Annotated in this window: 15 protein-coding genes and 1 pseudogene; 9 read left to right on the plus strand and 7 right to left on the minus strand. The window is 42.0% G+C overall.

Features of this window, described 5'->3' with window-relative positions; genetic code table 11:
* Positions 1–83: 83 nt before the first annotated feature.
* The 7 genes from hpsE to ACTIE0_RS10710 all read left to right on the plus strand — a co-directional run bounded on the left by hpsE (position 84) and on the right by ACTIE0_RS10710 (position 7,548).
* A complete protein-coding gene (gene hpsE, locus ACTIE0_RS10680) occupies positions 84–1,076 on the plus strand; it encodes a hormogonium polysaccharide biosynthesis glycosyltransferase HpsE (RefSeq protein ID WP_006669068.1) in 993 nt (330 codons plus the stop codon).
* A gap of 1 nt (position 1,077) precedes the next feature.
* The gene (locus ACTIE0_RS10685) at positions 1,078–2,070 is read left to right on the plus strand and encodes a glycosyltransferase (RefSeq protein ID WP_006669067.1); all 993 of its coding nucleotides are present in this window, start codon (positions 1,078–1,080) and stop codon (positions 2,068–2,070) included.
* A gap of 141 nt (positions 2,071–2,211) precedes the next feature.
* The gene (locus ACTIE0_RS10690; protein WP_257720191.1) at positions 2,212–2,346 is read left to right on the plus strand and encodes a hypothetical protein; all 135 of its coding nucleotides are present in this window, start codon (positions 2,212–2,214) and stop codon (positions 2,344–2,346) included.
* Positions 2,347–2,358: 12 nt separating this feature from the next.
* A complete protein-coding gene (gene htpG, locus ACTIE0_RS10695; RefSeq protein ID WP_006626091.1) occupies positions 2,359–4,344 on the plus strand; it encodes a molecular chaperone HtpG in 1,986 nt (661 codons plus the stop codon).
* Between the two features lie 122 nt (positions 4,345–4,466).
* Positions 4,467–5,675, plus strand: coding sequence for a 4-hydroxy-3-methylbut-2-enyl diphosphate reductase (locus ACTIE0_RS10700; protein ID WP_006626090.1), 1,209 nt, complete (start codon positions 4,467–4,469; stop codon positions 5,673–5,675).
* A gap of 134 nt (positions 5,676–5,809) precedes the next feature.
* Entirely contained in the window at positions 5,810–6,448 is a 639-nt protein-coding gene (locus ACTIE0_RS10705; RefSeq protein WP_006626089.1) for a peroxiredoxin, read from the plus strand.
* A 122-nt stretch (positions 6,449–6,570) separates the two neighbouring features.
* The gene (locus ACTIE0_RS10710; protein ID WP_006618942.1) at positions 6,571–7,548 is read left to right on the plus strand and encodes a cysteine synthase A; all 978 of its coding nucleotides are present in this window, start codon (positions 6,571–6,573) and stop codon (positions 7,546–7,548) included.
* Positions 7,549–7,627: 79 nt separating this feature from the next.
* Here the strand turns inward: ACTIE0_RS10710 and ACTIE0_RS10715 are convergent, their stop codons facing one another.
* The 6 genes from ACTIE0_RS10715 to ACTIE0_RS10740 form a co-directional block, all read right to left on the minus strand.
* A complete protein-coding gene (locus tag ACTIE0_RS10715) occupies positions 7,628–8,113 on the minus strand; it encodes a cobalamin biosynthesis protein (protein ID WP_006669064.1) in 486 nt (161 codons plus the stop codon).
* Positions 8,114–8,215: 102 nt separating this feature from the next.
* The gene (locus ACTIE0_RS10720) at positions 8,216–8,458 is read right to left on the minus strand and encodes an HNH endonuclease (protein WP_006669063.1); all 243 of its coding nucleotides are present in this window, start codon (positions 8,456–8,458) and stop codon (positions 8,216–8,218) included.
* 92 nt (positions 8,459–8,550) lie between these two features.
* Entirely contained in the window at positions 8,551–11,079 is a 2,529-nt protein-coding gene (locus ACTIE0_RS10725) for a dynamin family protein (RefSeq protein WP_006669062.1), read from the minus strand.
* A 417-nt stretch (positions 11,080–11,496) separates the two neighbouring features.
* Entirely contained in the window at positions 11,497–12,036 is a 540-nt protein-coding gene (locus ACTIE0_RS10730) for a GIY-YIG nuclease family protein (RefSeq protein WP_006626084.1), read from the minus strand.
* Between the two features lie 77 nt (positions 12,037–12,113).
* On the minus strand, positions 12,114–12,434 hold the full coding sequence (locus ACTIE0_RS10735) for a hypothetical protein (protein ID WP_006626083.1): 321 nt from the start codon (positions 12,432–12,434) through the stop codon (positions 12,114–12,116).
* Positions 12,431–12,613 carry a hypothetical protein gene (locus ACTIE0_RS10740; RefSeq protein ID WP_006626082.1) on the minus strand — a complete coding sequence of 61 codons (183 nt, stop codon included), beginning with the start codon at positions 12,611–12,613 and terminating at the stop codon, positions 12,431–12,433. Before ACTIE0_RS10740 ends, ACTIE0_RS10735 begins: the two co-directional genes overlap by 4 nt.
* A gap of 36 nt (positions 12,614–12,649) precedes the next feature.
* Here ACTIE0_RS10740 and ACTIE0_RS10745 point away from each other — a divergent pair, with 36 nt between their 5' ends.
* On the plus strand, positions 12,650–13,300 hold the full coding sequence (locus tag ACTIE0_RS10745; protein ID WP_006626081.1) for a hypothetical protein: 651 nt from the start codon (positions 12,650–12,652) through the stop codon (positions 13,298–13,300).
* A gap of 1 nt (position 13,301) precedes the next feature.
* On the opposite strand, the gene ACTIE0_RS10750 is transcribed toward ACTIE0_RS10745, so the two are convergent.
* Complete coding sequence (locus tag ACTIE0_RS10750) at positions 13,302–14,315, minus strand: aldo/keto reductase (protein WP_006669060.1); 1,014 nt, start codon at positions 14,313–14,315, stop codon at positions 13,302–13,304.
* 497 nt (positions 14,316–14,812) lie between these two features.
* On the opposite strand from ACTIE0_RS10750, the pseudogene ACTIE0_RS10755 reads away from it, so the two are divergent.
* Positions 14,813–14,906: pseudogene (locus ACTIE0_RS10755) on the plus strand (zinc ribbon domain-containing protein); the annotation flags it as partial.

The raw sequence follows: 14,906 nt of genomic DNA on the forward strand, positions 1-14,906 counted from the left end.
TCCAATCTAGTATATCTTATGCTAGGACATCTCAAGTCTTCATTTGGTCCCAGTTATCCCACCAACTAGTACAAACTTTAGTTATGACCCAGGATTCATTTTCTCTCACGGTAGCTATTCCGACCTACAATGGAGCGCAACGCTTACCCGAAGTATTAGAGGCACTTCGTCATCAAAGCCATAGGTCAAACATTGACTGGGACATTGTGGTTATTGATAATAATAGCACTGATACAACTCATCAAGTGATTCAAGCTTATCAAAGCAACTGGGAGAAACATTATCCCCTCACCTACTATTTTGAACCCAAGCAAGGACCAGCTTTTGCTAGACAACGAGCAATTAAAGAAGCAAAAGGACTTTATATCGCTTTCCTAGATGATGATAATATTCCAGCAAAAAACTGGATTTCCTCTATCTATGAATTTAGCCAAAACTACCCCCAAGTAGGAGCATTTGGCGGACAAATTCACGGCGAATATGAAGTAAAACCTCCTGAAAACTTTAAACAAATTGCCGCATTTTTAGCGATTGGCGAACATGGCAATCAACCCTTTCGCTTTGACCCAGATAATTTAATATTACCACCAACTGCTGGATTAGTGGTTAAAAAACAGGCTTGGCAAGAAGCTGTTCCGAAAACCCCTCAACTTGTTGGAAGTCAGAGGAATTTTTTGGCGCGAGGAGACGATTATGAGTTATTGCTTTATCTACACAAACAAGGCTGGGAAATTTGGTATAATCCCCAGATGCACATTAACCATAAAATTCCCGCGTTTCGATTAGAACGCAATTATTTATTATCCTTAGCGCGTGCCTGTGGTTTAGCCACTTGTCAGTTACGGATGATTAATGCTAAAACCATAGACAAGCCAGTGATTTTTGTCAGGACAATTTTGGGCAATCTCCGCCGTATTATTAAGCAACGACTGAAGTATGGAGAAATGCTGAAAAGTGAACTAATTCCAGCAGTTGAAATGGAATTTTATCGGGGTAGTATGATGAGTGTCTTGGTTTGGCTCAACAATGTCTGGAATGCTAAATTCGGGTCTGTAGAAAAGTCAGAGGATCAATAAAATGCCCCAAATATCAATAATTATTCCTGCCTATAATGCTGATAAGACGATTAAGGAAACCATTGATTCCGTTATCAATCAGACCTTTAAGGATTTTGAAATAATTATAATTAATGATGGGTCTACTGATAGAACATTAGATATTATTTCCAGTATTGATGACCCGCGTGTTCAAGTATTTTCTTATCCCAATTCAGGGGCTTCTGTTAGTCGAAATCGAGGATTTTCTAAAGCCAGCGCTCAGTATATTGCTTTCTTAGATGCTGACGATTTATGGACCTCTGATAAATTGGAATTACAATATGCAGCACTTGAAGCAGATCCAGAAGCATCTGTAGCCTATAGCTGGACAAATTATATTGATCAATATGGTGAATTTTTATACCCGGGATTTCATCAAAGCTATCAAGGCGATGTTTATTCCATATTATTAGTGAAAAACTTTCTGGAAAATGGTTCTAATCCTTTAATTACCCGTCATGCTTTATCAGCAATTGGAGGTTTTGATGAGTCTTTGAAGGGTGGGCAGGATTGGGATTTATATTTGCGTTTAGCTGCCCAGTATAAATTTGTTTGTATATCTCAAGCGCAAATCTTATACCGCATATCTGAGCATTCGATTTCCTCTAATATTGAGCGTCAAGAATCTTCCTGCTTATTGGTACTTAACAAAGCGTTTAACAATGCTCCCAGCTCCTTAAAAAATCTGAAAAAAGATAGCCTTTCACACTTATATAGTTATCTAACTTTCAAATCACTTGAATCGCCATTAACGAGAAAAAAAGCAAGGATAGGAGCGAGATGTTTTTGGATGTCTATTTACCACGATCCTGGTTTGATCAAACGTCGCTCACGTATGATGGCTATCGTATTTGTGAAAATCATAGTAGGTCTGATGTTACCCAACGGACAGGCTGAACCTTTACTTAAATTCGTTAAAGAATTTAAAGGATTTTTCCCCACAACTCATAACTCTAAAAATTTATCTCATTAGCCACATGAGTGATACTGTCAAAATCTACGCAGTTACTATAATTAGCGATCTACAGCACACCTTCCATGGATCTCGTTTTGATGGCCTCATTTGAGAATTATCGTCTGATCATTCCTTTCCTGGGTCTGATTCATGGGTCTGATGCTACCATATATATCGATTGTCCATGATCCATGGTTGATATACGGAAATCCGAATCATCTCATGGGGGTGATCCATGCCCATGATGTCATGGCGATCGCCCAAGATCAGGAAATGATAACTATGTATATTTGAGAAATAACGCCCATGACCGTACTTGAACAGGGAACAATCACGATCCATACTGAAAACATCTTCCCGATTATCAAGAAATCTCTCTACACTGATCATGAGGTATTCTTGCGGGAATTGGTTTCTAACGCGGTAGATGCGATCGCTAAATTAAAAATGGTGGCCCGCACCGGAGAATATTCCGGGGACATCAGCAACCCACAAATTACCATTGCGATCGACAAAGACGCTAAAACCCTATCTGTTAGTGATACTGGTATCGGTCTCACCGCCGACGAGGTTAAAAAATATATTAACCAAGTCGCCTTTTCCAGCGCCGAAGAATTTATCCAAAAATACCAAGCCACCGACGGAGAAGCCATCATCGGCCACTTTGGTCTAGGGTTTTACTCCTCATTCATGGTAGCCAAACAAGTAGAGATCGACACCCTCTCCTACAAAGAAGGCGCAGAAGCCGTCCATTGGACCTGCGACGGTTCCCCAGAATTCAAATTAGAAGATTCTGCCCGCACCACCCGTGGGACTACCATCACCCTCACCTTGATGGATGATGAATTAGAGTATCTCGAAACCAGTCGCATTCAGCAACTGATTAAAACCTATTGCGACTTTATGCCCGTCCCCATTATTATGGACGGCGAAACCATCAACCGCCACACAGCGCCCTGGCGTGAGTCTCCCAATAACCTCACCAAAGAAGATTATTTAGACCTTTATCGTTATCTGTATCCTTTCCAAGAAGAACCCCTGCTGTGGGTTCACCTGAACACTGACTATCCCTTCATTGTTAACGGTATTCTATACTTCCCCAAACTGCGGCCTGATGTTGATGTCACCCAGGGCAATATTAAACTATTTTGTAATCAGGTTTTTGTCAGCGACCACTGCGAGGAAATTATCCCGAAATTCCTGATGCCTTTGCGGGGTGTAATTGACAGCACCGATATTCCTTTGAATATCTCCCGTAGCGCCCTACAAACTAACCGCACAGTCCGCAAAATTGCTGACTATATCGCCAAAAAAGTAGGCGATCGCCTCAAAGAATTATATCGAGACAATCGCCAAGAATATATCCGTTGTTGGCAGGATGTTGGTACTTTTATCAAGTTCGGTTCCCTCAATGACGATAAATTTAAGAAACAGGTAGAAGAGATTCTCATCTTCCGCAGCACTTATAAACCCCCCACTGAGTCCGGGGAAGCTCAAACCCCAGAAGTACAAGTCCAAAGCGAAGATGGGGATGTTTGGGAAGAAGTGAAAACCGAAAAATCCCTTAGCACTGATGAACAGGGACGCTATTATACTACCCTCAGTGAATACCTAGAACGCAATCAATCCCGCCACGAAAACCGGGTTTTTTACTGCACCGATGAAGCCGCCCAAGCTACATACATAGAACTGCACAAAAGTCAAGGTTTAGAAGTGCTATTCCTCGACTCATTTATCGATACCCATTTTATCAGTTTCTTGGAGCGGGAACACTCAGAGGTTAAGTTTTTGCGGGTAGACTCGGAACTTGATGAGACTCTCATTGAAAAAGATAAGCCAGCCGAAATTGTTGACCCCAAAACTAATAAAACCCGCAGCGAACAAATTAAGGAGTTATTTGAGAAGTCCCTCAATAAGCCACGGGTGAATATTCGCACGGAATCTCTCAAATCTGAGGATACCCCGCCCGCCATGGTTTTACTACCGGAAGCCATGCGCCGTTTACAGGATATGACCGCCTTATTGCAACAGCAGAAGGCTGATTTCCCCGAAGACCATATTTTACTGGTAAATACTGCTCACCCTCTCATTCAAAATCTGGCTAATTTAAGTCAGGGTAGCATTATTCAAGAGGGCGGTTCTTCCCCCTCAGAAGAGTTGGCAAAAATGATTTGTCACCATGTTTATGACTTAGCATTAATGGCTCAAAAAGGCTTTGATGCTGAAGGAATGAAGGATTTTGTTGAACGTTCTAATCATGTTTTAACTCGGTTAACAGAACGGGCCATGTAAACATTAGGGGACAATTCACTAATTGTCCCCACCAGATAGGGGAATTTGGTGATATATCCTGGTCATGATCACACCGAAAGGTTAAAATCTTTAATAAAGCCGGATTAGATTTAACCAACCCTATGGATACAAAAGCATTTAGACGTTCACTCCAACAGTCAGACACCTACCACCGCAAAGGCTTCGGTCATCAGGAAGAGGTGGCGGGTGTCATGGACAGCGCCTACCAAAGTAGCTTAATTCAACAAATTAGACAAAATAACTATATCCTGACCCAAGGTAATGTGACCATCCGGTTAGCAGAGGCTTTCGGCTTCTGCTGGGGGGTAGAAAGGGCTGTGGCTATGGCTTACGAGACTCGCCAACACTTCCCGACTGAAAGAATATGGATCACTAATGAAATTATCCATAATCCTTCAGTTAATCAACATTTGCGGGATATGAATGTTGAGTTTATCCCGGTCAATGACTCCCACAAAGATTTTTCGGTGGTGGGTAGTGGTGATGTGGTTATCCTTCCTGCTTTTGGGGCGAGTGTTCAGGAAATGCAAATCCTGAATGATAAGGGGTGTAAAATTATTGATACTACCTGTCCCTGGGTTTCTAAGGTTTGGAATACGGTAGAAAAGCATAAGAAAAAACAGTACACCTCGATTATTCACGGTAAATATAAGCATGAAGAAACTGTGGCTACCAGTTCTTTTGCTGATAAGTATTTGGTGCTGTTGAATTTAGAAGAAGCAGAATATGTGGCTGATTATATCCTTAATGGTGGGAACCGTGAGGAGTTTTTGGCTAAGTTCGCTAATGCTTATTCGGCTAATTTTGACCCGGATCGGGATTTGGAATCTGTCGGTATCGCTAACCAAACTACTATGTTAAAAAGCGAAACTGAACAAATTGGGAAGCTGTTTGAACGCACGATGATGCAAAAATACGGCCCGGCAAATCTCAATGAACATTTCCAAAGTTTCAATACTATCTGTGATGCTACCCAGGAACGTCAAGATGCGATGATTGGGTTATTAGAAGAAAAGCTGGATTTAATGGTAGTGATTGGCGGTTTTAACTCTTCTAATACGACTCACTTGCAAGAGATGGCGATTGAACGGGGTATCCCTTCTTATCATATCGATAGCAGCGATCGCATTCTTGAGGGGAATACAATTCAACATAAACCCCTTAATAAAGACTTGGAAATGGCGACAAAATGGCTCCCAGAAGGAGAAATTATTGTCGGTGTAACCTCTGGTGCATCCACCCCTGACCGGGTAGTGGAAGAGGCGATTCAAAAAATCTTCGCTCAGAAAGCCTTAGCGGTGGCAGTGTAGTTATTATATCCCCCCTTGGGCATAATTTGCCGATGCTCCGGTAGGTAGAAATGCTGTAAATGTTATGCGATCGCCAAACCGGAGTATAATAAAAAAATACATTGTTCTTATCACAATTTGGAGAAAATAAAACCATGACTTTGCGATTAGGTGATACCGTCCCTAACTTTACCCAAGCCTCTTCAGAAGGGGATATTAACTTCTATGATTGGGCTGGGGATAGCTGGGTTGTCCTGTTCTCTCATCCAGCAGACTATACCCCTGTTTGTACCACAGAATTAGGCACTGTTGCTAAACTCAAACCAGAGTTTGATAAACGCAATGTTAAAGTAATCGCCCTCAGTGTGGATGATGCGGACTCCCATAAAGGTTGGATTGGTGATATCAACGAGACTCAGCAAACTAATATTAACTACCCGATTTTAGCTGATAGCGATCGCCAAGTATCGGATCTTTACGATATGATTCACCCCAACGCTAACGCATCTTTAACCGTTCGTACTGTTTTCGTCATTGACTCTAACAAAAAGTTACGCCTGACCCTAACTTATCCCCCTAGTACCGGACGTAATTTTAGCGAAATTTTGCGGGTGATTGACTCCTTACAACTCACCGACAACTACAGTGTGGCTACCCCTGCTGATTGGCAAGATGGGGAAGATTGTGTAATTGTGCCTTCCCTCAAAGACCCGGAAGAACTCAAACAGAAATTTCCCAAAGGTTACAAGGAAATTAAGCCATATTTACGCATGACTCCTCAACCTAATAAGTAGGATATTTAGCCTTTAAAATATGGGATGAGTGGATAGATTCAAAATTGCCATAATCTTGAGCATCTCTCATCCCTTAATTGTCACCCCACCTTTGAAAAACCCAACTTTTTAAAAAATTAGCAATGGATATTAAACGTGGCTTTGTAGAAGCTGTGGGAAACACTCCCTTAATCAGATTAAATAGTTTTAGTGATGAGACAGGTTGTGAAATTTTAGGAAAAGCAGAATTTTTAAATCCTGGCGGTTCTGTTAAAGATAGGGCGGCTTTATATATTATCGAAGATGCCGAAAAAAAAGGTTTGCTAAAACCCGGTGGCACAGTGGTAGAGGGTACCGCCGGAAATACAGGTATTGGTCTAGCCCATATTTGTAATGCTAAGGGCTATAAATGCGTCATTGTCATACCTGAAACTCAATCTGTGGAAAAAATGGAAGCCTTGAGAACTTTGGGCGCTGAAGTGCGTGCAGTTCCCGCTGTTCCCTATAAAGACCCTAATAATTATGTGAAATTATCGGGACGTTTGGCGGCGGAAATGGATAATGCAATTTGGGCGAATCAGTTTGATAATTTAGCGAACCGGGAAGCGCATTATCAAACCACTGGACCGGAAATTTGGTCTCAAACTGACGGTAAAATTGATGCTTGGGTGGCGGCTACAGGTACGGGGGGAACCTTTGCGGGGGTGTCTCTGTTTTTGAAGGAAAAAAACCCGAATATTAAAACTGTGGTGGCTGACCCGATGGGTAGTGGTTTATACAGTTATGTGAAAACTGGTGAAATTCAACCCCAGGGAAACTCAATTACTGAGGGAATTGGTAATAGTAGGATTACTGCTAATATGCAGGATGTTCCTATTGATGATGCTATACAAGTTGATGACCAGGAGGCGGTGCGCGTGGTTTATCAGCTCTTAGAAAAAGATGGGTTATTTATGGGAGGGTCTGTTGGTATTAATGTCGGTGCGGCGATCGCATTAGCTAAACAAATGGGACCCGGACATACCATTGTTACTGTGTTATGTGATGGCGGCGGACGTTATCAATCTAAACTCTACAATAAACAATGGTTGGCTGAACGGGGACTATTACCAGTCAGTTAAAATTTACCCTCATCGGGAATCGGATTAGCTAGGGTTTAGGGCTGAATTTCCCATGATTGGGGCTGATTATCGGGGATGTTTAGCAAGTCCTATTCCCTATCTTTCCACGACTCTCAATCAATGTAATTGTGGCGATCGCTATAGTCACCGCTTGGCTGATTTTTGCCCCTTCTGGCGTGAGATTTTCGCCTCTGTAGATACATTTAGGAACCAGTAGGGTTGAGACTCCCGCCGCCTCTAATGCTGCGGCTTCCGCGACGCTGGGGGTGGTGATTTTTTGCTGTACCACCATGGAAGGATTGGGAACCTTGACACCCTGCAATTGTTGGGGTGAAAATGTCTGTAAAATCCAGTGGCGATCGCTACATAATTCTACTAACCCTCCTTCATCAGCCTTTCCCTCTATGGTAGCAATCCCAATGATAGCATCTTCCGCTAATTGATGTTCCTGAAATACCTGTTTAATAGCGGTTTCTATCACGAGTCTGGGGGTGTGACGTTGACAACCTATACCGACCCACAAAACCTTCTGAGACGATGATATTTTTAGCCACAGGTTTGTCATTAATTCACAAAAAGGGTGATTCTATATACCATTACCCTCATTTTAGCAAACTTTTATCTCATGGAAAAAATGATTAAGCGCCTACTACATGACCCACCTCCGTTAAGTGAAACGACGACGAAAACGGCGATCGTGATAATGGAGTTTTTTCCGATTACACTCCCAGCAGAGGGTCTGTAAATTACTCAGGTCATTACTTCCCCCCCTAGCTAATGCAATAATATGGTCAATCGTTAGCCGCGCCTCTTTATTGGTTTTTCCGCAACTTTGACAAGTAAAATTATCTCGTTCATAAACATATTTACGAACAGCCGGAGGGAAAGGAATGCGGGGTGTTTTACTCATGTTTATTTCCTGGTTTGGGGTTTCTATAGCCAACAATCAACGGAGGGGTTAGCTTCAGCCAGATACCAGCATAACCAACCCCTACAAAACTTTTACTCGCTCATCACCGGATTTTTCTCTGTTGGTGTAAACTCAGCATCAAATATTTCTGAGGAAGTCTCCTGCTCATCCTCAATATTATATGATGGTTCTGTATAAGCTGGTTGTTGGTAATTGAAAACCGGATCAAGGTCTGTATCCTTAATAGCTGGTAATTTACCTCGTCCTAAACCCATAGCCACCAAACAGTCATTAATCCCTATTACTGATTCATTATAAGCATCAATTTTCTGCTTGATTTGTTCTTGTAATTGATGATTATGCTCCAGCTTTTCTTCCGCTTCCTGTTCCAAGGTTTTAGCTAAATTAGCTCGTGCTGTCTCGTATTGGGAAAAAATTGCCTTAGATTGATGTTTAGCACCCACCTGCAAATTATCATTGATAGTCAGATTAATTACAGTCCGAAAATGGCGGAGAACTGTTCTTTTAACCTTTTTCTCAAAGTCAATTTTCAGCAGTTGACGAATAGCTGGTTCCGCTTCAACCATCCCTTGATAATCAGCACTATTACAGGCTTCCCGTAAGGTTTGACGCAGTTGGAAATGGGGAACTGTTCCCTCTGCATAAAACTCTGGGGTTTCCCGTACATAAGCACCGCATTCGGTCTGAGCCGCACTAATTACAGCATCATGAACTTTACGGTGAAGTTGATTTAACGTAGCATCAATACCGCCATCATTACCCAAAAGACGATATAGATGATGGTAAAAATCAGCTTGATGGACTTGCTCAGTTAACTGTTGGAAAAAGTTAGCCACCAAGGACTCACAGGACTCTACTAGGGTGGCTTTTAAATCATCCGATAAGCTATAAAAAGCCTCCGCTAATATGGCTAATAGAGGAACCACAGCACTATTGGGGTGGTTACTTTGAGCGCGTTTGTAGGCTTCACCCACTGAGAATTTTTGAATCAGTGTATCTAAACGCTCAATCATCTTTCTTTGTAAGTTCCGAAAATCTCGCTCATAAATAGCGTTTTCGTTACTCGCTACAGTGTGATTAAGATGAGCCTTAATATACTGCTCAAATTCATCGCCAATGGTTTTTAAGTCTTGGCTAAGTTGTCGTAATTGTAAATCCTTAATTGCATCGATTTCTTTGGGTTGATTTTCTAAATCCCACCAGTTTTGCAGATAATAAGACCTTAACGAAATGCAGACAGGTCGGAGGTCTTCTGCTAAGGCTTGAAAAAGCTGGGGTCGGCGGTCTTCTGTGAGATAGCGGGTGATATCATCACGAAACTGATCAATCCCACTATCAAGAACTAATTGCTCCATCAAATTGTAGCCGTGAGCATTCAGAATTTGTAGATACTTTTCTTGATGGGTGTCCGCATAACCTATGGCTGGAGTAATGGGAAAGCTACTGCGGGAAAGTTGACCAGAAGTGAAGAAGTAGTTATTAAATTCTACTATAAATTTTGGTGTCTCTTCCGCCTCTGGATTAGAGAGATTACCCTTGGCAAAAATTGAATCTAAACCCCAGCGATCGCTACCATGAGTCTGACGAATTAACTCCCCATAAAACCCTAATAATCCACTGGTTTTATAAACGCGATCGCTACTACTGAATTGAGTATTTAGATGACGGTTTAAACAGTTTTTTAGCTGGTCATCGTACCAAGTCGCATCAATATAATTGAATACATAAAAAACGCGATCGCGAATCCCCGAATTATTCTGAATGCGTTCTAGTAACTGAGTCTCTTCTGAGGTCAGTTCCCCATTAGCTGCTGTTTTAAATACACAGACCACCGCCGAGGTATCAGAATGCTCAATTTTATCATAAGCAATCTGTGTATCTCGTTGGACAGGTGCATCAATTCCCGGAGTATCAATAATTACATTACCATCTTCTAAGAGGGGATGATGGCAGTAATATTCTATCTTTTTAATAACTGCACTATTTTGACTACGACGAGCATATAGGGAGGCTGAATCAACACCATTATCAGCGAGTTCTCCCATAGATAAAATCGTATTATTATGGGCGTTGATTTTATCCCGATTCGCCACAAAACCAGCTAACAATTGTTCCAAGGCTTTCGCTCGTTTGGCGCGCTGATTCCGACTTTCCCCCCCCTCTTGTTCATAGAGTGTTTTCGCCGCTTCCTGGAGTCCTTTCGCTTCCTCTATTTCATGAAGATTCCCAGGAGTTGATAACCCCAATGTTTGACAAAGTTCGTGGACTTGCTCCCGGATTTCTACTTCACTTAAAAAGGTCAGCACTACCTTTTCATCCGATGGAGTAGCAGCATATTCAATGTAGCAAATAGTACCCGTGGCGTGTCCCTGAGCGCTATACAGCAATTCTCGCCCTAACAGAGCGTTAATTAGCATCGATTTTCCCGCACTGAAAGCGCCAGCAAATACAATCTCAAATCTCGGAGAAATCGCCTTTTCTAATGAGGTTCGGACTGCTGATAAATCCTGCGATCGCAAAGATGATTCCTGCAACAATAGCTTAATTACACTATTGACTTGCTGATCCAAATTCTGGCATTGCGGAATATTCACAGACATGATCTGTACCATCCTTTAATATCTTAAAATCGTCCCTGCTAACTACAGCATCACTTTTAGCTATTCCCGAAAAGATTGTGATTTTTTTGGTCTGACAATTACTAGCCACACCAACACTGACTCCCACCATTGGGGAAGCCTGAATCCAGCCACTGTAGTCAGCCAAGACCCTGACACATTATTCTAGGATAAATAGGGGATTGAGTCAACCCCTATAAATAGCAAGTTTTCCCCCTCCTAAGCAGCACCTAATACCTTAATCAGCCATCATCCGTGTTTCTACAGATTGCCATTTATTTAATGCCCAAAAATTATGGGTTAGCCACATTTTAAGGGCGGATAAATGATCTATAAATTTGGGGCAATTTACCCGATTTATTAGAAAGTCAAAAACCGCCCCATCATATAATTAAACCATCACTTTAAATCCAGAATACCCTGAGTTTTAAGTTTAGGGTTAAAGCGGATTTCTTCCTGTAATCCTCGTTTTTCCAAGGCAGATAAAATATTTGCCTCGACTCTTTTGGCGACGGTTTTAAGTAGTTTATCCTTGCCAATTTCATCAAGACTATCAAACTTAGCCACTTCCTCCGAGGTCATTTGTGGCTTGACATCAATAGGTTGATTCCAGCGATCGCTGTGTTCAGCATTACCAGGAGGAACCGAACCATTTTCAGCTATCCAACCATCGCGAATTTCCTCTAGCAGGGTCCGACTAGGGCGATTAATAGTTTGTACTTTCAGCCAATAGCACCCTTCTGGTTCACGCACTAAATGCTGTTTTATGCTTTGGAAAATATCACGAGAATAGCCTACATATTGTAAAATATGTTGTTGATTAAAAATTGCATAAACCCCGATTTTTCCTGATAAAGATTCTGGTAATTTCCCGGAATTATCCAGATAAGCAATAAATTCCAGACCGCTAAGGGGAATCATCTCAGTTGAGGAAGTCATGATTGATTAATTAGGTGCAATGAACAACAATACCACCAGCTAGTTAGCTAGGGCTATAAACAAAGGCATTTAAGCCATTAAACTCGACGATAGATAGCACAGAGGCGACTAGGTTTAAAAATCTTCGCCTGGAACATATAATTAGGCGGAACATTCACAATGATATAATCATCAGAGTGATAATATTCTTCTAATTCCGGTGGCATTCCTTTGGGGGTATTAATGCTGTAGGGGACAGGTTGAAAGAGTAACTCCGTAAATTCTACCCCATTCCCTTCAGTTTGCTGTCGCATTTGGTTGATAAATGTATCACTGGTTAGGAGGCTAAACAGTATGGATTTTGCTTGTGGTTCTAGGGTAAAAGAACCATCAAAATTTTCGATAACTTTTAACTTCATAACTCCCTTTCAAGGCTAGTTGAGCAATCACAGGTAATCTTCCCGTTGTTGACTGTATATTCTAAACCGCTAGGGGGGATATTCCCAAGGGTATAATTGCCCAAAACCTCAAAAATCTGGAGACCGAAAAGAATAATCTCAAAAATAGTGGCTATCTGGCGGACAGTTTGCGTTAGCATAACTCTATAACAGTTTTCTCCAAAATAGCGACAGCCATGCAAACGACAGAACCCTCGCCCCCAACCTCTGAAAATCAGCGAGATTGGCTCAAAATTGCCGAATATGTGTCTGTGGTCGCCTCTGGGGTAGGTTCACTGGTAGCAGCGATTATATTTCGCCCGTTGTTACTGGCGGCGGCTCCTTTAACTGTGGCTGTGGCGTTGAATATCATCAACCGCCAACGGTTTGAGCAGCAAGTGCGACAGAGTACAGATGCAGCGATCGCTGATGTTCGTGCGGTGGTAAAATCCCTTTATGATCAGGTTCAGATGTTACCAGGACCGACAGAGGAAAACAGCGACCTAGATCAAATTACAGAAGTGCTGACGGAATTACAAAGGGTAACTCAGCGTTTAGAACAAAATGCTTTGCGTCATGAGGATTGGGAAGTGATGAATGTTCGGTTTCGGTTAATGGAAAATACCATCAATGATATCAAACAACACCCACCAGCTACCAATTCGGAGCATTTATCCCAACCCTCTGTTTCTCCCGGAAACTTGATTAAACTGGAACAACAACTAGGGATTCTTTACCAGCAGGTCAGGGAACTGCAAAACCATAATCGAGAGATTGTTAAACCCTATTTAAAACGTCTGACTGTCGCGGTCAAAAAACTACAACAAGGTGACAATATACCGAGCTAGTTTAACGGTACTCATCCCCGCAGTCGCCAATAATTTCAAATAGGTTTTTTCCTCGATTGGTGACTTGATGAATTTGCTGCCGATCGCTTTCATCTAGGCTAAAATCAAAAACTCTAGCATTCTCATCAATATGTTGAGAAATGCTTAATCGCGCTCCCACCATGGCTCCCGCTACCGTAGGCTGTTCGAGGATGTAGCGAACCGCCACATTAGCAATACTGACCCCATGGCGATCGCCAATGGATTTTAACACAGTCAGCAACTCTTGAAATAACTTCCAGCCTCCCCAAGCATCAATCATATTTTTATATTTTTTGAGGCTAACAGTTTTTAACATCATAGCCATAGGTTCAGGCTTCCCTAAATACTGTTCCGATAAGAACCCACCACAGAGAACCCCATAGGGAACTAACTTAATATCATGGGTTTGACAGAACTCTACCATAGCCACCAAAGGACGGCGATCGACTAGGGAAAACTGCACCTGATTAGAGACTATTTTAATCCCATTTTCCACAATGACCCGCAAATGTTCAGTATCAAAGTTAGTCAAAGCCAAATGTTTAATTTTCCCCTCGGATTGTAGAATAGTCATCTGTCGCAATGCTTCCAAATAGTTATCATCGCGATAATCCCACCAGTGAAATTGAAGCAAATCCAGACAATCCACATTCATTCTCTTGAGAGAAATATCAATATTTTTCTCAACAATATTGCGAGTCATTTTTTGAGGTCTAGGAACCCATTTAGTAAACGCCTGAATAGTTGATAAGGCTTCCTGACCGCGAGAATTAGCCATTTGTCGCCTAAATTCCCCGATGAAATCTTCCGCCGGTCCATAATGATCCGCCAGATCCCAAGTAGTGTAACCTGCATCATGGTATTGAAACATGGTTTCGATCGCCACCTTGGGGTCAATGCGTCCATGATACCCAGAAACCTGCCACATTCCATTTAAGATACGACAGATATTGAGGTCTTCGGTAAATTGGAATCGAGAAGATGATGTTAACATGGCCAATGAAAGTTCCTTTAAAGGTTTGCTATCCCCCGAATGGGTGAGTTTTATGGAAAAAGTGGGTAATTGCAACAGACCCCTTGCGGTTTCACAATCGAACTGCCATGATGATAACAGAAAGGCACATTACGAGGGTTTCAAAAGGCGAGAAAGTAAGTGTTTATGGGAACACTGCACTTCTGGCCTTTTTTCTTTTTGGGTAATTTTTGGGTAATTCATGGCGATCGCGAAAAAGTGGGTAATTGCAACAGACCCCTTGCGGTTTTACCATGCAACTCCTCTGATAATAACAGAAAGGCACATTACGAGGGTTTCAAAGGGTTGGGAGCATGATTTAATCTCAAATTAGGTTAACATTTTACGGCAATACAGTATAATACCAAGTATGGGTGCGAGACGTTTAGGAGTGAAATAGGGATGCAATGCCCGAAATAGCCTCCTAGTGGGACTTCCACCCCTTGGTTGATTGGGTCGCATCCCTGGCCATCCCATAACACAGCCGGATTTTTTTGCCCACCTTCGAGACTTCCAATATGGTTGCCAAGGTGAAGCGTCTAATCAGGTCTAAGACTGCCCGCGCCATGCTGA

This window comes from Limnospira sp. (genome assembly GCF_051859755.1).
Lineage (GTDB): Bacteria > Cyanobacteriota > Cyanobacteriia > Cyanobacteriales > Microcoleaceae > Limnospira > Limnospira fusiformis.

Bases quoted from the DNA above. Each gene is read 5' to 3' on its own strand.
- hpsE (WP_006669068.1), top strand. From the start codon at position 84: ATGACCCAGGATTCATTTTCTCTCACGGTAGCTATTCCGACCTACAAT.
- ACTIE0_RS10710 (WP_006618942.1), top strand. From the start codon at position 6,571: ATGGATATTAAACGTGGCTTTGTAGAAGCTGTGGGAAACACTCCCTTA.
- ACTIE0_RS10735 (WP_006626083.1), bottom strand. From the start codon at position 12,434: ATGAAGTTAAAAGTTATCGAAAATTTTGATGGTTCTTTTACCCTAGAA.
- ACTIE0_RS10690 (WP_257720191.1), top strand. From the start codon at position 2,212: ATGCTACCATATATATCGATTGTCCATGATCCATGGTTGATATACGGA.
- ACTIE0_RS10730 (WP_006626084.1), bottom strand. From the start codon at position 12,036: ATGACTTCCTCAACTGAGATGATTCCCCTTAGCGGTCTGGAATTTATT.
- ACTIE0_RS10705 (WP_006626089.1), top strand. From the start codon at position 5,810: ATGACTTTGCGATTAGGTGATACCGTCCCTAACTTTACCCAAGCCTCT.
- ACTIE0_RS10745 (WP_006626081.1), top strand. From the start codon at position 12,650: ATGCAAACGACAGAACCCTCGCCCCCAACCTCTGAAAATCAGCGAGAT.
- ACTIE0_RS10740 (WP_006626082.1), bottom strand. From the start codon at position 12,613: ATGCTAACGCAAACTGTCCGCCAGATAGCCACTATTTTTGAGATTATT.
- htpG (WP_006626091.1), top strand. From the start codon at position 2,359: ATGACCGTACTTGAACAGGGAACAATCACGATCCATACTGAAAACATC.
- ACTIE0_RS10720 (WP_006669063.1), bottom strand. From the start codon at position 8,458: ATGAGTAAAACACCCCGCATTCCTTTCCCTCCGGCTGTTCGTAAATAT.
- ACTIE0_RS10715 (WP_006669064.1), bottom strand. From the start codon at position 8,113: ATGACAAACCTGTGGCTAAAAATATCATCGTCTCAGAAGGTTTTGTGG.
- ACTIE0_RS10750 (WP_006669060.1), bottom strand. From the start codon at position 14,315: ATGTTAACATCATCTTCTCGATTCCAATTTACCGAAGACCTCAATATC.
- ACTIE0_RS10725 (WP_006669062.1), bottom strand. From the start codon at position 11,079: ATGTCTGTGAATATTCCGCAATGCCAGAATTTGGATCAGCAAGTCAAT.
- ACTIE0_RS10685 (WP_006669067.1), top strand. From the start codon at position 1,078: ATGCCCCAAATATCAATAATTATTCCTGCCTATAATGCTGATAAGACG.
- ACTIE0_RS10700 (WP_006626090.1), top strand. From the start codon at position 4,467: ATGGATACAAAAGCATTTAGACGTTCACTCCAACAGTCAGACACCTAC.